Source organism: Streptomyces sp. CNS606, assembly GCF_000426325.1.
On sequence record NZ_KE384522.1, the window covers coordinates 359,667 to 377,623 of the forward strand.

Sequence of the window (17,957 nt, forward strand, 5' to 3'; positions counted from 1 at the left end):
TGCTGGGGACATGGACGTGACGATCAGGGCGGCGCACGAGGCGGAGTACGGCGAGGTCGGAGACCTGACGGCCGACGCGTACCTGGAGGACGGGCTGCTCACCTACGGCGCGGAGGACCCGTACCTGGAGGTGCTGCGGAACGTGCCGCACCGCGCCGGGCACGCACAGGTCCTGGTCGCCGTGGACGCGGGCACCGGCGACCTGCTGGGCACCGTGACCTTCGTCGGGGACGGCGGGGAGTACGCGAACATCGCCCGGCCCGGCGAGGCCGAGTTCCGCATGCTGGCCGTGCACCGGAAGGGGCGGGGACGCGGCGTGGGCGAGGCGCTGGTGCGCGACTGCCTGGCACGCGCGCGGGCCCTCGGCCGGGAACGCGTGGTGCTCTCCACCGAGTCGAAGATGACGACCGCTCACCGCCTGTACGGGCGACTGCGGTTCGTGCGCACCCCGGCCCGCGACTGGGAGCCGATCCCCGGTCTGCCACTGTGGACCTTCGCGTTGGAGCTCGCCGACGACGAGGACTGACGGGCACGGCAATCCTACCAGCGACACAAGATGTTGGGGTGCTCGCGCGGAGCACCCCAACATGTATGCTCGTCCTCGCTGTCGCCGCAGGGGAATCCGGTGCGAATCCGGGACTGTCCCGCAACGGTGTGCGGCGTGCCGTGCCCTGCCTCCACGCGTCGAACGGGCCCCGGAACGCCGCGAGTCCGAGCACCTGCCGACGGCGTCGTACACGTCCGGGCCCCGTGGGATGGGCCGGCGGACGCGAGGTGACGCCGGCCCGCAACGGGTCGCCGCCTGCGCCCCGCCACGCCTCCCCACCGGCCCCCGCCGAGCGAGGGAGAGCACGTCACCGTGACCATCGCACCCGAGGCCGCAGCCGTCCCGGCGCCGTTCCCGGCGCCTTCCGGGCCGGATGCCGACAGCGCCCTGCTGGAGCGGCTGTTGACGGAGCTGACCGCCGACCTGCCCGCGACCGACGCCGCCCGGATCGGCGCGGCGGTACGGCGCGGACGGCACCCCGGATCGACCCACGCGGACCTGCGGTCGCTGGCCGTCGAGGCGGCGGCCGGACTCATCGGCGACGAACCGGAGTACGGGCGCCTGGCGGCCCGGCTGCTGACCCGCGCCGTGCGCGAGGAGGCCGCCGGCCAGGGCGCGACCTCATTCTCCGCCTCGGTCGCCGTCGGCCACCACGAAGGTCTGATCGCGGACTCCACCGCCGCATTCGTCAGCGCACACGCCGCACGCCTGGACGCCCTGGTCGACGCCGCCGTGGCGGACGGCGCCGACGACCGGTTCGGCTACTTCGGGCTGCGCACGGTCCACTCCCGCTACCTCCTGCGCCACCCCACGACCCGCCGGGTGGTCGAGACCCCGCAGCACTTCCTCCTGCGCGTCGCCTGCGGGCTGGCGGCGGACGACAGCGCGCGGGCCGTCGAGGAGGTCGCCGAGCTGTACCGGCTGACCAGCTCGCTGTCCTACCTGCCGTCCTCCCCGACGCTCTTCAACTCCGGCACCCGGCACCCGCAGATGTCGTCGTGCTACCTGCTGGACTCGCCGCTGGACGAACTGGACTCGATCTACGAGCGCTACCACCAGGTCGCCCGGCTCTCCAAGCACGCCGGCGGCATCGGTCTGTCCTGGTCCCGCGTCCGCGCCCGCGGCTCGCTCATCCGCGGCACGAACGGCCACTCCAACGGCATCGTGCCGTTCCTGCGCACGCTGGACGCCTCGGTCGCCGCGGTGAACCAGGGCGGCCGGCGCAAGGGCGCCGCCTGCGTCTACCTGGAGACCTGGCACGCCGACCTGGAGGAGTTCCTGGAGCTGCGGGACAACACCGGTGAGGAGGCCCGCCGCACCCACAACCTCAACCTCGCGCACTGGATCCCGGACGAGTTCATGCGCCGCGTCGAGGCCGACGCCGACTGGTCGCTGTTCTCCCCCGCCGAGGTGCCCGAACTGGTGGACCTCTGGGGCGACGACTTCGACGCCGCCTACCGTCGCGCCGAGGCGGACGGTAAGGCCGTGAAGTCCGTTCCGGCCCGGCAGCTGTACGCGCGGATGATGCGTACCCTCGCGCAGACCGGCAACGGCTGGATGACCTTCAAGGACGCCGCCAACCGCACGGCCAACCAGACCGCCGAACCGGGCCGCGTCGTCCACTCCTCCAACCTGTGCACCGAGATCCTGGAGGTGACCGACGACGACGAGACCGCCGTGTGCAACCTCGGCTCGGTCAACGTCGCCGCCCACCTCGGCGACGACGGCGGGATGGACTGGGAGCGTCTGGACGCCACCGTGCGCACCGCGGTGACCTTCCTGGACCGCGTGGTCGACGTCAACTACTACCCCACCGAGCAGGCAGGCGGCTCCAACGCACGCTGGCGTCCGGTCGGTCTGGGCCTGATGGGCCTCCAGGACGTCTTCTTCCGGCTGCGGCTGCCGTTCGACTCCCCCGCGGCGCAGCAGCTGTCCACCCGCATCTCGGAACGCATCATGCTCGCCGCCTACGAGGCGTCGGCCGACCTCGCCGAGCGGCACGGCCCGCTCCCGGCCTGGGAGTCGACCCGCACCGCACGCGGCGTGCTCCACCCCGACCACTACCCGGAGGCCGAACAGACCTGGCCGGAGCGCTGGTCGGCGCTGCGGACCCGGATCGCCGCCACCGGCATGCGGAACTCGCTGCTGCTGGCCATCGCCCCGACGGCGACCATCGCCTCCATCGCCGGCGCTTACGAATGCATCGAGCCGCAGGTGTCCAACCTGTTCAAGCGCGAGACGCTGAGCGGGGAGTTCCTCCAGGTCAACGGCTACCTGGTGGAGGAGCTGAAGCGGCTGGGCCGCTGGGACGACACCACCCGGGAGGCGCTGCGCGACGCCAACGGCAGCGTGCAGGACCTCCCGGGGCTGCCCGCGGAGGTACGCGAGCTGTACCGGACGGCGTGGGAGATCCCGCAGCGCGCGCTGATCGACATGGCGGCCGCCCGCACCCCGTACCTGGACCAGAGCCAGTCGCTGAACCTGTTCATGGCGTCGCCGACCATCGGCAAGCTCAGCTCGATGTACGCCTACGCCTGGAAGCGCGGCATCAAGACGACGTACTACCTGCGGTCGCGGCCGGCCACGCGGATCGCGCGGGCGGCCGGGTCGGCCACCGCTCAGGCCGCCGTACCCGCCCAGCAGGGCGCCGCGCCGGACGAGGCCGTCGCCTGCTCCCTGGAGAACCCCGAGTCCTGCGAGGCATGCCAGTGACCACCCCCAAGACGCACAAGAACCTGCTCGACCCGGGCTTCGAACTGACCCTGCGTCCGATGCGGTACCCGGAGTTCTACGAGCGCTACCGGGACGCGATCAAGAACACCTGGACCGTGGAGGAGGTCGACCTCCACTCCGACGTCGCCGACCTCGCCAAGCTCTCCTCCGGCGAACAGCACATGATCGGCCGCCTGGTGGCGTTCTTCGCCACCGGCGACTCCATCGTGGCGAACAACCTGGTGCTCACCCTCTACAAGCACATCAACTCGCCCGAGGCCCGGCTGTACCTGTCGCGGCAGCTGTTCGAGGAGGCCGTGCACGTCCAGTTCTACCTGACGCTGCTGGACACCTACCTGCCCGATCCGGACGAACGCACCCAGGCGTTCGCGGCGGTGGAGAACATCCCGTCCATCCGGGAGAAGGCGCAGTTCTGCTTCCGCTGGATGGACTCGGTGGAGAAGGTGGAACGGCTGGAGACGCGCGAGGACCGGCGCCGCTTCCTGCTCAACCTGATCTGCTTCGCGGCCTGCATCGAGGGGCTCTTCTTCTACGGCGCCTTCGCCTACGTGTACTGGTTCCGCTCGCGCGGCCTCCTGCACGGCCTGGCGACCGGCACGAACTGGGTGTTCCGCGACGAGTCGATGCACATGTCGTTCGCCTTCGACGTGGTCGACACCGTCCGCCACGAGGAGCCCGACCTCTTCGACGACGCGCTGGAGAAGCAGGTCACCGCGATGCTGGAGGAGGCGGTGGAGGCCGAGCTGCAGTTCGCCCGCGACCTGTGCGGCGAAGGGCTGCCGGGTATGAACACCGACTCGATGCGGGAATACCTGGAGGCCGTCGCGGACCAGCGGCTCGCCCGGCTCGGATTCCCCGTCCGCTACGGCTCGGCGAACCCGTTCTCCTTCATGGAGCTGCAGAACGTGCAGGAGCTGACGAACTTCTTCGAGCGGCGCGCCTCGGCGTACCAGGTCGCCGTCGAGGGCTCGGTGTCCTTCGACGACGACTTCTGAGCACGTCGGACGGCACGCGCGGACGGGCCGGCCGGGTCTCCCCGGCCGGCCCGTCCGCGTGTGCCGTGAACCGTCAGTCGTTGGGGACGGTCTCGTAGCGGGGGGTGCCCTCGGCCATCTGCTTCAGGGCGTCCTTGCGCTCACGCTTGGAGAGCCGGTCGATGTACAGGTAGCCGTTCAGGTGGTCGGTCTCGTGCTGGAGGCAGCGGGCGAAGTAGCCGGTGCCGCGCACCCGGATCGGCTTGCCGTCGGCGTCCTGGCCCCGGACCACGGCGAAGTCCGGGCGGGCCAGCTCGGCGTACGCGGTGGGGACCGAGAGGCAGCCCTCGCCCGAGTCGTCCAGCGACCGCCGGTCGGCCGGCAGCTCCTCCAGCACCGGGTTGACCACGACGCCGACGTGCCGGACGCCGTCGTCGTCGGGGCAGTCGTAGACGAAGACCTTGGCGTCGACGCCGATCTGGTTGGCGGCGAGGCCGACGCCCTCGGCGGCGCGCTGGCTGGCGAACATGTCGTCGATCAGCTTCGCGAGATCGTCGTCGAACGCGGTGACGTCCTTGCACTCCTTGTGCAGGACCGGATTGCCGACGACGGTGATCGGGCGAGCCGTCCCCCGCGCCCGGTACGCCTGCTCGCGCTCCTCGCAGTCCTCGGTGTCGACCACGAACTCCTCAGCCGGCTCCGACCGGGTCTGATGCTGCTGCGACATTCCGCCGTACGCCTTCCTCACGTCCTCGGGGCACCCGCCCCGGGACCTCCGCCTGGGCCGTTACCGCGCGTCCCGCGCGGGATACGCCCTACAGGGTACGGGGCGCGCCGCAGCGGCGGGCCGGATACCGGTGGCGGGCGGACCGCCGGGACGCCGCGGTCGTCGCTCCGGCCTCAGCAGACCTCTTCCAGATCACGCCACTCGCGGGTGTCCGGGCTGTCGGCGACCCAGCCGTCCAGCAGACCCCGCACCAGCCCGGAGGGGGCGGCGATGCCGCACTCGCGTTCCGGCACCCACAGATCGCCGGGCCCGCCCGCCGTCATGTGGCCGAGGGGCCCGGGATGACCGGGGGAGCTGTGGTCGTGCGGGTCCAGGTGAACGGTGCCGTCGCCCTCGTCGCTCGGCATGCTGCTCTCGGAGCAGGACCGGCACAGCAGCCGCACGGACGAGGACCAGTCCTCCGCGGCGAATCCGGCGTCGGCCGCCAGCCGCTCCAGGGCGTCCCGGTCCTCCTCGGCGGCCGCGTCGAGCAGCACCACCCAGGTGGGCACCGGCGAGGGCGCCCACAGCTCGATCTCGTCGAAGACGGGGTAGGCCGGACCGGCCGCCGTGGTCCGCTCGCCGTGCGGCACGCCGTCGTGCAGGATCACCTCGCCCCAGCGGCGCCCGGAGGACGGCAGCGGGATGCTCTGGATCTCCAGCCGCGCCGGATCGATGCGGCGGCCCCACACCACCTCGGCCTCGCCCTCCGGGGAGAGCCGGACGGCGGCGCTCCCCAGCTGCATGCCGGTGGGCTCGCCCGCCGCGGCCGAACTGTGCGCCTCTCCGGGGACCCGCAGCCCGTACGCCTGCCAGGCGCGGCGGGCCAGCGGCCAGTCCTGGAGCGCGGTGGCGGCGATGCCGACGTTCCACCAGTCGGGGGCGCCCGCGTCGCGGTCCAGCAGCGCGACGGCGCGCAGACCCGCGGCGCGCGCCTGCTCCCAGTCGTGCCGGAACTTGTGCAGCAGCGCGAGATTGAACCAGGACTCGGAGAGCCACGGCTCCAGGTCTGCGGCGCGGGTGAGCAGAGCGCCGGCGTCCTCGTAGCGCCCGTCCCCGATGAGCGTGAACGCGCGGTCGGTCGCCTGCCGCCAGGAGGCGGAGGGACGGTGCCGCACCTTGCCGAAGATCCTCACGATGTGCCGCCTGACTCCCGCCTGTCGCTGCGTGTTCGCGTCGTCGATGACGTGGGGCGCACCACTGGTCGTGGTTTCCCCTCTCGCATCCAACCATGCCCACTCGCCCTCGCGCTCACTACCCGAAAGGCGAACCCGTGGCCCCGGACGCGGACCCCGGCGCGGGCGCGGCCGGTCCGGGGAGCTCCGGGGCCACGACGCGGGCGAGGGCGTCGACCACCCGCGGGTCGTAGTCGCGGGCGACGCCCAGCCGCAGCCGTTCCAGGGCCCGCAGGGGTGCCGCCACCGGGTCCTGCCCCGCGGTCAGCTCCTCGTAGGCGTTGGCGACCCGTACGAGACGCGCCGTGAGCGGCTGTTCACGCCACGGGTCGGCCTGCCGTTCGACCACCAGGGCGACGTCCGCGCGGACACCGGTCTGCCGGACCACGGCGCCACCGAGGAGCGCGATCCGCCGCCGTTCGGAGTCCTCCAGGGGCTCGGTCGCCCCGCCGGCCAGCGGGTCCACCAGGGACAGCTGGCCGATGTCGTGCATCAGGGCGGCGTACTCCAGCACGGTGAGGTCCGGCTCGGCCAGCCCGAGTTCGCGGGCCATGGCCCGGCTCAGCGCGGCGACGCGGCGGGCGTGGCCCTGTGGAGTGCAGCCGGCCACCTCGGTCGCCCGGGCGAGGGAGGCGATGGTCTGCCGGTAGGTGGCCCGTACGGCGGCGTGCCGGCGTACCGCGAACTGCACCAGCAGCAGCGGCACCCAGCACACCGGGAGCGCCCACAGCCCGCCCGCGCCCACCGCGAGCGCCAGCACCGCCCCGGTGGCGGTCAGCGCCTGCACGAGACCGAACGCGCCGCGCAGCGCGTCGTGCAGCGACGGCGAGAACGCCCGCGAGCGGCGGCCGGAACTCACCACGGCGGCCAGCACCGCGTCCCAGCCGGCGGTGAGGAGGAGGACGAGCAGGACCAGCGGGGCGTGCCACGGCCCGTCCAGTCCGGTCGCCTCGGCCCACGTGTGCAGGGGCTGGTAGCAGGCGGCGGCGAAGCCGGCCGTCAGCAACCTTCTGGCCTCCCGGTCCGGCCGGACGGGGCGCGGGACGCGGGCCAGGTGCGGGAGGGAGCCGGCGAGGGTGCCGGCCGCCGTGACCGCGACCACCTGCAGCACGCCGTGACCGGCGGCACGGCCCTCGACCTCGCCCAGCAGCGCGTAGCCGAGCGCGGCGGCGGTGGCCAGCGGTGCGACCGGGTGCGCGCCGCCGGGCAGCCGGACGCGTACGGCCTCGCCGGCGGCGACGAGCAGCGCGAACGCCAGCGCGGCGGCCGGCTGGTGCACGCCGTCGCGGACGGTGACGAGCAGCCCGGCCAGTGCGAGTGCGGCCGCGGCGGCGTGCACGGCCGCGACCCGTCGCCTCACGTCGGCTCTCCGGGACCGGGAGGGGATGCGGACGTCGGCGGGCCGGAGGAGCCGGCGCCTGCGGGCGAACGTTCCTGCACGCCGTCGCGGGGGCGTGCGTCGCCCGAGCCGTCCGGCAGGGCACCGGGCGGACCCGGCGGAGCGGCCCCGGGGCCGGGATGCCCCGGCCCCGCAGGAGCGGCGTGGCGCCCCCGGGCTCCCGGCGGGCGCCCGGAAGGTGCCCCGGCGGCGGACGGCGGTGTGGACGGGGCCGCCCCGGCGCCCGCCGGGCCGTCGCACGGCGGCGCCGCGTCGCGGTCCGGAGCGCCGCCGGACGCTCCGAGGCGGGCGGCGCCCGTGGTGTGGGTGGTCGGGCCGGACGGGAACGGCCGGGCCTCGGCGACGTGGTCCCGGGCTGCGGCGGGGGCACGCCCCGCACGGTGACGGCCGTGCGCGGGGCGGCGTACGGCCGTGCGCGGCGGCGGAACGGCCCGGTGGGAGCGGGAGCGGGGGGCGGGCGGGGCCGCGGGTTCGGCGCGGGCGCCGTCCCGGGCGGGGTCGGCGGTGACCTCCGCGGACCACCCGTGGCGGTCCAGCGCCCGGGTGAGGGCGTCGACCATGCAGGGGTCGAAGTGGGTGCCGGCGCAGCGGTGGAGTTCGGCGACGGCGTCGCCGACCGGCCGTCCGCGGCGGTAGCTGCGGTGGGAGGTCATCGCGTCGAACGCGTCGGCCACGGCGACCAGCCGGGCGGGTTCGGGGATCTCGTCGCCCGCGAGGCCGTACGGGTAGCCGGTGCCGTCCAGGCGTTCGTGGTGGTGCAGGATCGCGGAGCGGGCGTCGCCGAGGAAGCGGATGCCGCGCACCATCTCGTGCCCGTACTCCGGATGCAGTTCCAGCACGCTGCGCTCCAGCGGGCTGAGCGGTCCGGCCTTGCGCAGCAGCCGGGTGGGCACGCCGAGCTTGCCGACGTCGTGCAGGATGCCCGCGAACCGCAGCGCCTCGGTCCGGCCGTCGTCCATGCCGAGTTCACGGGCGATCAGGGCGGAGGCGCGGCCCACCCGTTCGCTGTGGCCGCGGGTGTAGCGGTCCTTGATGTCCACGGCCTGCACCAGCGCCCGTACGGTCGCCCGGTGGGCGGCCTGTTCCCGCTGGTACTGGGCGAAGACCCAGCAGCACAGCGCCATGGGCAGCAGCACGGACAGGGCGGCTGCCGGGCCGTACGGGCTGCGCCACAGCACGGCCATCAGAAGCCCGGCGAGCGCGTGCACGGCGTGCGGCGGCAACAGGGGAGTGAGGCGGCCGCGCCACGCGGCGCGCGGGGCGCACCGTTCGGCGGCGACCAGGACGGCGCCGTCCAGTGCGGTCAGCGCCGCGCAGTAGACGACCACGACCAGGGCCGCCGGGAGCAGCGCCTCCGGGAGCCCGAACGCGGCCGGCGCCTCCGCGCCGCCCGGTCCCGGTGCCGCTCCGGCGCCGGTCGCCGGGAGCAGCCGGGCCGCGGCGCCGGCGGCGTAGGCGGCCAGGGACAGCCGGGCGGCGCGCCACACGCGACGGGCGCCGGCGTGACGTGCGGGGACCCGGCCGGCGAGGGCACCCACGACCGGGACCAGCGCCGCGCCCTCCGGCCGGAGCAGCAGGACGGCGGTGAGCAGCAGTGGCCCGCACACCTCCGGCGGCGCGGCCTCCCCGCCGCCCCACGCGCGGGCCAGCTGCGGGGCCCGCCGCCCCGCCTGCGGAAAGAGCTGCGGCAGGCGGGGCAGGGTCTCGGCCGCGGCATACAGGCCGGCGAGCAGGGAGAGCGCCGCCCAGTCGGTACGGGCGGGGTGCAGGAGCGCGGGGAGGGCGCACACGAGGGCGGCCAGCGCGGCGGCGAGCACGAGCGCCCGCGCGCTCGCGGCGAGCCCGGCGGCCCGTGCTCCCATCGCGCCTCCTCCCCGTCCGGCACAGGGCAGGGAGAATAGGGGCGGTGGCGGGAGGCGCGGCGGGCGTGTCGGGAAATCCACCCGGCGGAGGCCCGCGGATGTCAGCCTTTCGAGTGTCTCACATTCGCACAGACGTGCGAGCTGTGAAAGTACGAGCGGGCTCGGGCGGCAGCGCCGACCGCGCCGGGCTCAGCGCCCGGCCCGGCCCTCGTCACCGGCGCGCGAGGCGGCGCCCGCGTCCGGGCCGATCTCCCCGGCGCGGATCTTCTCGATCCGCCCCATCACCTTGGACCGCAGGTCGGTCGGTACGTCGTCGTGCCCGCAGCACCGCTTGACGAGCTTCTTGACCTCCTGCTCCAGTCCGTACTTCTCCAGGCACGGGGAGCACTCGTCGAAGTGCACCTGGAACTTGGCGCAGTCGCTCTCGGGCATCTCCTGATCGAGGTACTCGTAGAGGTGGTCCAGGATCTCGGAGCAGTCCGTCTCGTGCGGCTCTCCGCAACTCATGAGCCCGAGCCTTTCCCGTCGTGCGACGCGTCCGTACCGGCACCGGCGGGGACGAGTCCGCGCTCGCGCGCGTAGTCCTCGAGCATGCCGCGCAGTTGACGACGGCCGCGGTGCAGCCGGGACATCACGGTGCCGATGGGTGTCCCCATGATGTCCGCGATCTCCTTGTACGCAAACCCCTCGACGTCCGCCAGGTACACGGCGATCCGGAACTCCTCCGGAATGTCCTGGAGGGCCTGCTTCACGTCCGAGTCGGGCAGGTGGTCCAGCGCCTGGGCCTCCGCGGAACGGAGCCCCGTCGACATGTGCGACTCGGCGCGGGCGAGCTGCCAGTCCTCGATCTCCTCGGCCGCGCTGCGCTGCGGTTCGCGCTGCTTCTTGCGGTAGGAGTTGATGAAGGTGTTGGTGAGGATCCGGTAGAGCCACGCCTTGAGATTGGTGCCCTCCCGGAACTGGTGGAACGACGCGTACGCCTTGGCATAGGTCTCCTGCACCAGGTCCTCCGCGTCGGCGGGGTTCCGGGTCATGCGGAGGCCGGCGGAGTACATCTGGTCCAGGAACTGCAGGGCGTCGCGCTCGAAGCGCGCACTGCGCTCCCCCGCGCTCTCCTGCTGCTCCGCGTCGCGCGCGCTGTTCGTGCCGTCGCCGGTGCCGGTGACCGGACCCACCTCCTCCGTAGCTCCTGCGGGCAGAAACGAGTACCCGCTCGTCCCGGAGGATAGACGACGTTCCGCAGCCTCCGCCGCCGGATTCCCGGCGCCACCGGCCAACGCGAGCGTGGCCCAGTCCAGGTCAGCGGCCTGGGGACGCTGCGGGCAAGCGACAGAACCCATGGGGGCGGCTTCCTTTCGCATAGGGCGTAGACGTTCGGGCGGTGTGGTCACCGCCGCAGCCCGTACAACACCTCAGGGGGCCGACGGCATTCCCGCGACGATCCACGACTGCACGGCTTCGGTGAGTGTCCGCAGCGCTTCGTCCTGTGACACCGCGGCGGTCTTCGGCACGGCGAAGCCGTGGTCCCCGCCGGGGACGGTGGCGAGCCGCGTACCGGCCGGGAACTCGGCGGGCCGCCCGAAGGGGTCCCGCTCGCCCTGGACGACCAGAGTGGGCAGGCCGGCGTCGGTCAGTTCACCGGCGCGCGACTTCTCCGGGCGGCCCGGCGGGTGCAGCGGGAACGACAGCGCGAGCACGGCGACCGCGCCGAGCGCGCCCGCCGTGCGGCAGGCGACGCGCGCCCCGGCGCTGCGTCCGCCGGCGACGAGGGGGAGCTCGCCGCCTTCCGTCCGGGCCTGAAGTGCGGGCCAGAGCGCGGTCCACGCCGCGTCCAGAGTCTTCGGGGCGGGGGCGACCTTCTTCCCGGCGACCCGCCAGGGCTGCTCGACCAGGGCGACGGTGGTGCCGTGCGGCGGCAGGGCCCCGGCGAGCGCCCGGAGGTCGCGGGCCTCGATGCCGCCCCCGGCGCCGTGGCCGAGGGCGAGCACCCGGCGGGGCCGGTCTGCCGGGTACCAGGTGAGGCGGGCGTCCCCGGTGGGGGTGGCGACGGTTTCGCGTGCGGGCATGCGGCGATTCTCCACCGCGCGGGCCCGGGACCCGCGCACCGCCGGGGGCGCGCCGCCGGAACGCGTACGGCCGCCGAACGCGCCGCGGCCCACCCGCCGCGGGCCGTCAGAAGAGCGTCGGCTCCTCGGGGGCCGCGATCTCCTCGACCAGCTCCGGCCCGTTGTTCCGCACGTTGCTCACCTCCGTCGACACCGGGTAGGCGCGCAGCAGGCCCGCAGGCGGCTGGGCGAGCAGCGCGCGGACCTCGTCCGGGTCGGTCCTCGCCGGGTCCAGCCACGCGTCCCACCTGTCGGGGGTCAGCACCAGCGGCATCCGGGGGTGGATGTCGGCCAGCGACTGCGGACCCGCGTCCGCCTCCCCGGTCGCCCCGGCCAGCAGGCCCGTCTCGGCGGCGGTCGTCACCACCGTGCACGTCACCCACCAGGAGCGCGGGTCGTCGTCGGCCCGGGTGCGGTCGCGCCAGAACTCGTACAGCCCGGCCATCGCCATCACGCCGCCGTCGGCCGGCGTCACGAAGTACGGCTGCTTGCGCGGCCGCTTCCGCTTCCCCTCCTGCTCCAGGTCCAGCTCCCTGTTCCCCGTCACCCACTCGAAGTAGCCGTCGGCGGGGAGCAGGCAGCGACGGGCCGCGAACGGCTTGCGGTAGGCGGACTTCTCGTGCACCGTCTCCGCCCGCGCGTTGATCATCTTCACGCCCATGTCCGGCGACTTGGCCCACCCCGGGACCAGCCCCCAGCGCAGCGTCCGCAGCTGACGTACGGGGCCGGGGTCGTCCGACCCCTTCTCCGGCCGGTCGAGCACCGCGTACACGTCCTTGGTCGGCGCGACGTTCCAGTCCGCCGCGAGCGCCTCCTCCGGCTCCCACTTCTGCACGTCGAACAGCCCGACGAGGTCCTCGGGCTTCCTGCTGGCCGCGTACCGTCCGCACATGAGTGCAAGACTGCCACGGCACACCGACAACGCGGCCGTGCGCGGAGGCGGGGACCGCGTCCGGACCGCCGGGGGCCAGGGGAGGCACGTCGCAGCATGGACACCAGGGGCATCACCGACCTGTGGGACCGGGTCCTGGGCACCCAGCCCGACCCCGACCTGTGGGTCGTACTCGCCACCGCCGCCGTCGCGTTCGCCGCGATCGCCCCGCACCGCGTGTGGCGGCTGTCCCGGAACGCGGTGACCATCGCGCACGAGGGCGGGCACGGCCTGACCGCGCTGCTCACCGGCCGACGCCTGGACGGCATCCGGCTGCACTCGGACACCTCCGGCCTCACCGTCTCGCGCGGGAAGCCGCACGGCGTCGGCATGGTGCTCACCGCCGCGGCCGGCTACACCGCTCCCCCGCTGCTCGGCCTCGGCGGGGCCTGGCTGCTGGCCGCCGACCACATCACGCTGCTGCTGTGGGGCGCCACCCTGCTGCTCCTGGCGATGCTGGTGATGGTCCGCAACGCGTACGGCGTGCTCACCGTCGTCCTCACCGGCGGCGCCTTCCTCCTGGTGTCGTGGCTGACCGGCCCGCAGGTCCAGGCCGCCTTCGCCTACGGCGTGGTGTGGTTCCTGCTGCTGGGCGGCGTCCGGCCGGTGTTCGAGCTCCAGGCCAAACGGCGGCGCGGCGGGGCCCCCGACTCCGACGTCGACCAGCTGTCCCGGCTGACGCACGTGCCGCCGTTCCTGTGGCTGCTGCTGTTCCACGCGGTGTCGCTGTGCTCCCTCGCGGGCGGCGGGCGCTGGCTGCTCGACCTCTGAGGGCGGGCCGGCCCCGTACTTGCGCCGCCCCGGGCCCGTCCGGGCGCCGTGCGCAGGGGCGCAGCCTCTAAGGTTGAGCCATGACCGAGACCACCGGCCGCCCCGTCGCGGACCCCGCCCTCTGGCCCGCCCCGCTCGCCGCGGACCCCGTGGACGCGACCGTGACCGTGCCCGGGTCCAAGTCGGTCACCAACCGCGCCCTGGTGCTCGCCTCCCTGGCCGCCGAACCCGGCTGGCTGCGGCGCCCGTTGCGGTCCCGCGACACGCTGCTGATGGCCTCCGCGCTGCGGGCGATGGGCGTCGAGATCGAGGAGACCGCGTCCTCCAGCACCGCGCCGGTCAGCGGGACGGCGGGGAGCGGAGAGGTGTGGCGGGTCATCCCGGCCGGCCTGCACGGCCCCGCGACCGTCGACGTCGGCAACGCGGGCACCGTGATGCGCTTCCTGCCGCCCGTCGCCACCCTCGCCGACGGACCCGTCCGCTTCGACGGCGACCCGCGGTCGTACGAACGGCCGCTGCACGGCGTGATCGACGCGCTGCGCGCCCTCGGCGCCCGCGTCGACGACGACCGGCGCGGCGCGCTCCCGCTCACCGTGCACGGCGCGGGCTCCCTGGAGGGCGGCGCGGTCGAGATCGACGCCTCCTCCTCCAGCCAGTTCGTCAGCGCGCTGCTGCTGTCCGGGGCGCGCTTCAACCAGGGCGTCGAGGTACGGCACGTCGGCGGCAGGCTGCCGTCGATGCCGCACATCCGGATGACCGTGGAGATGCTGCGCGCCGCCGGCGCCCGGGTCGACACCCCCGAGGACGGCGGGGAGGCCGACGTCTGGCGGGTGACGCCGGGCGCGCTGCTCGGACGCGACGTGGTCGTCGAGCCGGACCTGTCCAACGCGCAGCCGTTCCTCGCCGCGGCGCTGGTCACCGGCGGCCGCGTGACCGTCCCGGACTGGCCGCGGCACACCACGCAGGCGGGCGACGCGCTGCGCGACCTCCTCACCGCCATGGGCGGCTCCTGCGAACTGGACGAACGCGGTCTCACGTGCACCGGCTCGGGCCGCGTCCGGGGCGTCGACATCGACCTCGGCGAGGTCGGCGAACTGACGCCGGGCATCGCCGCCGTCGCCGCGCTCGCCGACGGCGAGACCGTGCTGCGCGGCGTCGCGCACCTCCGGCTGCACGAGACCGACCGGCTGGCCGCGCTCGCCCGGGAGATGAACGGGCTCGGCGGCGACGTCACCGAGACCGAGGACGGCCTGCGCATCCGGCCCCGGCCGCTGCACGCCGGGGTCTTCCACACCTACGACGACCACCGGCTGGCCACCGCGGGCGCGGTGCTCGGGCTGGCCGTCGACGGCGTACGCGTGGAGAACATCGCCACCACCGGCAAGACCCTCCCGGACTTCCCGGAGCTGTGGCACGGCATGCTCGGCACCTCCGCCGCGTCCCCCGCCGGAGCACGGGCGTAGAGGGCGGCCGGGATGCGCCGCTACGGCAAGCACACCGACGAGGACGACATCCGCGTACGCCCCGGCCGCCGCGGCAGCCGGCCCCGCACCCACCGGCGGCCCAAGCACGAGGACGCGGCCGAGGGCTTCGTCGTCACCGTCGACCGCGGCCGGCTCACCTGCCTGGTCGACGGCCGCACGATCACCGCGATGAAGGCCCGCGAACTGGGCCGCAAGGGCGTGGTCGTCGGCGACCGGGTCGCCGTGGTCGGGGACCTGTCCGGCGCGAAGGACACCCTCGCCCGCATCGTGCGGGTCGAGAAGCGGGCCTCGGTGCTGCGGCGCACGGCGGACGACGACGACCCGTACGAGCGCGTCGTCGTCGCCAACGCCGACCAGCTCGCCATCGTCACCGCGCTGGCCGACCCGGAGCCGCGGCCGCGGCTGATCGACCGCTGCCTCGTCGCGGCGTACGACGCGGGACTCGACCCGCTGCTGGTGCTCACCAAATCCGACCTCGCGGCGGCCGGCCCGCTGCTGGAGACGTACGCGCCCCTCGGCGTGCGGTACGTCGTCTGCAACCGGGAGGAGCTGGCGAACGGCGACGCGGCCGAGCGGGTGCGCGAGCGGCTCTACGGCCGCACCACCGCGTTCGTCGGCCACAGCGGGGTCGGCAAGACGACGCTGGTGAACGCGCTGGTGCCGCCCGCCCGCCGACGGGCCACCGGTCACGTCAACGCGGTCACGGGGCGGGGCCGGCACACGACCACCTCGGCACTGGCGCTGCCCCTGGCCGGCGACTCCGGGTGGGTGATCGACACCCCCGGCGTGCGGTCGTTCGGACTGCACCACGTGGACGCGGGGCGCGTCATCCACGCCTTCCCGGACCTGGAGCCCGGCACGGAGGGCTGCCCCCGGGCGTGCAGCCACGACGAGCCGGACTGCGCGCTGGACGCGTGGGTCGCCGACGGCCGTGCGGAGCCGGCCCGCCTCCACTCCCTGCGACGCCTCCTCGCCACCCGCGAACCCCACGAGGGCGACTGACGCCGCGTCGCACCGCCGGCGCCGGAGGAGGCGCGGGCCTCAGAGGAGAGCGCGGGTGACGTCGTGGATGCGGGTGCACGCCTCGTCCTCCGCGCCGGGCACGGGTACGACGACATAGGAGAGCGCAAGGCGGAGTCCCGCGTCGCAGGCGAGGTGCAGCGGCTCGGCCCGCGCCGCGTCGGCGGCGAGCGCCGCGACCAGCCGCCGCAGCAGCTCGTCCGCGAGTTCCTGGGGCGTCCCCGGCTCGCCGCGCGCCGCCGGCGGCATCCGCCCGGTCCAGCACCCGGTGAGCGCACACCGCACGATCGGCTCGCCGCCGATCGTGCGGAGCATCCACCCGGCGGCGACCGCCAGCCCCGTCGGCGGGTCCGCCCCGCCCCGGACGGCCTGCGCAGCGACCGCCGCGGCACCGCGCAGGAAGCCCTCGACGCGGTGGTGCACCAGCGCCCGGCCGAGCCCGTCCTTGTTGCCGAATTCGTTGTAGAGGGTCTGCCGCGAGACACCGGCGCTCGCGGCCAGTTCGACCATGCGGACGCCCGTCCACGGCCGGGTGGACACGGCCTCGTGCGCGGCGTCGAGCAGGCTCTCGCGTGCGGTCGGCATCCCCACCTCCGTGCGGCGTGCACGCGCAGCGCGCGCACGTGGCGCGGGCACAGAATCGACGCGTCCGCAGGGGCTGTCAATACGCGCCGCACCGGGCGACGCACCCGGACGGCCACGCTCGTGTGGCCGCCCGGGGAGACGGTCGATACTGTTCGCACATGCCGGACTACCACGATGATCTGCGCCTCGCCCATGTCCTGGCCGACGCCGCCGACGCCACGACCATGGAACGGTTCAAGGCCCTCGACCTCAAGGTGGAGACCAAGCCGGACATGACGCCGGTCAGCGAGGCGGACAAAGCGGCCGAGGAGCTGATCCGCACGTCCCTGCGGCGGGCGCGCCCGCGCGACGGCGTGCTGGGCGAGGAGTTCGGCACCGAGGGGAACGGTCCGCGCCGCTGGATCATCGACCCGATCGACGGCACGAAGAACTACGTCCGGGGCGTACCCGTGTGGGCGACCCTGATCGCGCTCACCGAGACGACGGAGGGGGGCGACCGTCCGGTGGTGGGGCTGGTCTCCGCGCCCGCGCTGCACCGCCGGTGGTGGGCCGTGCAGGGCGGTGGCGCGTACACCGGACGCAGCCTCTCGCAGGCCACCCGGATGCACGTGTCGCGCGTCGGCCGGTTCGCGGACGCCTCGTTCGCCTACTCGTCGCTCTCGGGCTGGGAGGAGCGCGGGATGCTCGGCGGCTTCCTCGACCTGACCCGGTCCTGCTGGCGTACGCGCGCGTACGGCGACTTCTGGCCGTACATGATGGTCGCCGAGGGCTCGGTGGACATGTGCGCGGAGCCGGAGCTGTCCCTGTGGGACATGGCGGCGAGCGCCGTGATCATCGAGGAGGCGGGCGGCCGTTTCACCGGACTGGACGGCAGGCCGGGCCCGCACAGCGGGAACGCGGCGGCCTCGAACGGCCTGCTGCACGACGAGCTGCTGGGGCGGCTGACGGCCTGACCGGGCCGGTTCCGTGAGCCAGTGCTGCGGCCGGGGGCGCGCGCCGGCGGGCGGGCGCCCTCTTGTTGTGTCCGGGGCGGCGTGTGAGCATGAAGACTCGAACCGCTTGTGACCTTGTGAAACGCTTCGCAAGGCCCGCAACAGCTACCCGAGAGGGGCTCACACGCCATGCCCACCCTCGTACAGGACGCCATGAGCACCGTGGTTCTGACCATCGGCCCGACCCACTCGCTGCGGCAGGCCGCCGAGCTGATGTCCGCCCGGCGCGTCGGCGCCGCGGTGGTCCTCGATCCCGACGCCGGCGGCATCGGCATCCTCACCGAGCGGGACATCCTCAACTCGGTCGGCGCCGGCCAGGACCCGGAACAGGAGACCGCCCAGGGGCACACCACCACGGACGTCGTCTTCGCCGGCCCGCGGTGGACGCTGCACGAGGCCGCCCAGGCCATGGCGCACGGCGGCTTCCGCCACCTGATCGTGCTGGACGAGCAGGAGCCCGTGGGCGTGGTGTCCGTCCGCGACATCGTGCGGTGCTGGTCGGGCATCCCGGACGCCTACGACGCGACGGTGTCCGCGGGCTGACCCCGCCCGCAGGCACTCCCGGCCCCGACGGACCGGAGGGACCGGAGCCCCATGGCGTCCGGTCCCTCCG

16 protein-coding genes, 1 pseudogene and 1 riboswitch are annotated in these 17,957 nt (G+C 74.5%); of the genes and pseudogenes, 8 read left to right on the forward strand and 9 right to left on the reverse strand.

All coding sequences use genetic code 11. From position 1 onward, the window contains the following. The first annotated feature begins 10 nt into the window (after positions 1-10). The 3 genes from K304_RS0126275 (at position 11) to K304_RS0126285 (ending at position 4,275) form a co-directional block, all read left to right on the forward strand. The gene (locus tag K304_RS0126275) at positions 11-526 is read left to right on the forward strand and encodes a GNAT family N-acetyltransferase (protein ID WP_027766133.1); all 516 of its coding nucleotides are present in this window, start codon (positions 11-13) and stop codon (positions 524-526) included. Positions 527-591: 65 nt separating this feature from the next. Beyond that, a riboswitch (cobalamin riboswitch) is annotated at positions 592-741 on the forward strand. A 118-nt stretch (positions 742-859) separates the two neighbouring features. After that, positions 860-3,259, forward strand: coding sequence for a ribonucleoside-diphosphate reductase subunit alpha (locus K304_RS0126280; protein WP_027766134.1), 2,400 nt, complete (start codon positions 860-862; stop codon positions 3,257-3,259). 59 nt (positions 3,260-3,318) lie between these two features. Beyond that, on the forward strand, positions 3,319-4,275 hold the full coding sequence (locus tag K304_RS0126285; protein ID WP_486591814.1) for a ribonucleotide-diphosphate reductase subunit beta: 957 nt from the start codon (positions 3,319-3,321) through the stop codon (positions 4,273-4,275). A gap of 73 nt (positions 4,276-4,348) precedes the next feature. Here the strand turns inward: K304_RS0126285 and def are convergent, their stop codons facing one another. From def to K304_RS0126325, 8 genes and pseudogenes are all read right to left on the reverse strand, one after another. Further along, on the reverse strand, positions 4,349-4,981 hold the full coding sequence (gene def / locus K304_RS0126290) for a peptide deformylase (RefSeq protein WP_027766136.1): 633 nt from the start codon (positions 4,979-4,981) through the stop codon (positions 4,349-4,351). A gap of 173 nt (positions 4,982-5,154) precedes the next feature. Continuing rightward, on the reverse strand, positions 5,155-6,156 hold the full coding sequence (locus K304_RS0126295) for a tetratricopeptide repeat protein (RefSeq protein ID WP_027766137.1): 1,002 nt from the start codon (positions 6,154-6,156) through the stop codon (positions 5,155-5,157). A 118-nt stretch (positions 6,157-6,274) separates the two neighbouring features. Beyond that, positions 6,275-7,555, reverse strand: a complete 1,281-nt coding sequence (locus tag K304_RS31495) for an HD domain-containing protein (RefSeq protein WP_051308868.1) — start codon at positions 7,553-7,555, stop codon at positions 6,275-6,277. A 461-nt stretch (positions 7,556-8,016) separates the two neighbouring features. Then, a pseudogene (locus K304_RS31500) lies at positions 8,017-9,456 on the reverse strand (HD-GYP domain-containing protein); the annotation flags it as partial. A 189-nt stretch (positions 9,457-9,645) separates the two neighbouring features. Further along, on the reverse strand, positions 9,646-9,963 hold the full coding sequence (gene rsrA / locus K304_RS0126310) for a mycothiol system anti-sigma-R factor (protein WP_027766138.1): 318 nt from the start codon (positions 9,961-9,963) through the stop codon (positions 9,646-9,648). Continuing rightward, the gene (locus tag K304_RS0126315; protein WP_027766139.1) at positions 9,960-10,631 is read right to left on the reverse strand and encodes a sigma-70 family RNA polymerase sigma factor; all 672 of its coding nucleotides are present in this window, start codon (positions 10,629-10,631) and stop codon (positions 9,960-9,962) included. Before K304_RS0126315 ends, rsrA begins: the two co-directional genes overlap by 4 nt. Positions 10,632-10,868: 237 nt before the next feature. After that, positions 10,869-11,522, reverse strand: coding sequence for an alpha/beta family hydrolase (locus tag K304_RS0126320; protein ID WP_027766140.1), 654 nt, complete (start codon positions 11,520-11,522; stop codon positions 10,869-10,871). 106 nt (positions 11,523-11,628) lie between these two features. After that, on the reverse strand, positions 11,629-12,453 hold the full coding sequence (locus K304_RS0126325; RefSeq protein ID WP_027766141.1) for an SOS response-associated peptidase: 825 nt from the start codon (positions 12,451-12,453) through the stop codon (positions 11,629-11,631). 96 nt (positions 12,454-12,549) lie between these two features. Between K304_RS0126325 and K304_RS0126330 the strand changes: the two genes are divergently transcribed. The 3 genes from K304_RS0126330 to rsgA all read left to right on the forward strand — a co-directional run bounded on the left by K304_RS0126330 (position 12,550) and on the right by rsgA (position 15,749). Then, on the forward strand, positions 12,550-13,263 hold the full coding sequence (locus K304_RS0126330) for a M50 family metallopeptidase (protein WP_027766142.1): 714 nt from the start codon (positions 12,550-12,552) through the stop codon (positions 13,261-13,263). 80 nt (positions 13,264-13,343) lie between these two features. Next, positions 13,344-14,726 (forward strand): 3-phosphoshikimate 1-carboxyvinyltransferase, encoded by a 1,383-nt coding sequence (gene aroA / locus K304_RS0126335; RefSeq protein ID WP_027766143.1) that lies wholly within the window; start codon positions 13,344-13,346, stop codon positions 14,724-14,726. Positions 14,727-14,738: 12 nt separating this feature from the next. Continuing rightward, a complete protein-coding gene (gene rsgA / locus K304_RS0126340) occupies positions 14,739-15,749 on the forward strand; it encodes a ribosome small subunit-dependent GTPase A (RefSeq protein ID WP_027766144.1) in 1,011 nt (336 codons plus the stop codon). A gap of 39 nt (positions 15,750-15,788) precedes the next feature. Here rsgA and K304_RS0126345 read toward each other — a convergent pair whose 3' ends face one another. Beyond that, a complete protein-coding gene (locus tag K304_RS0126345) occupies positions 15,789-16,352 on the reverse strand; it encodes a TetR/AcrR family transcriptional regulator (RefSeq protein ID WP_027766145.1) in 564 nt (187 codons plus the stop codon). A 158-nt stretch (positions 16,353-16,510) separates the two neighbouring features. On the opposite strand from K304_RS0126345, the gene hisN reads away from it, so the two are divergent. Together hisN and K304_RS31505 are read left to right on the forward strand one after the other, a co-directional pair. Beyond that, positions 16,511-17,305 (forward strand): histidinol-phosphatase, encoded by a 795-nt coding sequence (gene hisN / locus K304_RS0126350; RefSeq protein WP_027766146.1) that lies wholly within the window; start codon positions 16,511-16,513, stop codon positions 17,303-17,305. 168 nt (positions 17,306-17,473) lie between these two features. Then, positions 17,474-17,887: a CBS domain-containing protein gene (locus tag K304_RS31505; protein WP_051308869.1), complete on the forward strand. Its 414-nt coding sequence runs from the start codon at positions 17,474-17,476 to the stop codon at positions 17,885-17,887. The last annotated feature ends 70 nt before the right edge of the window (positions 17,888-17,957 follow it).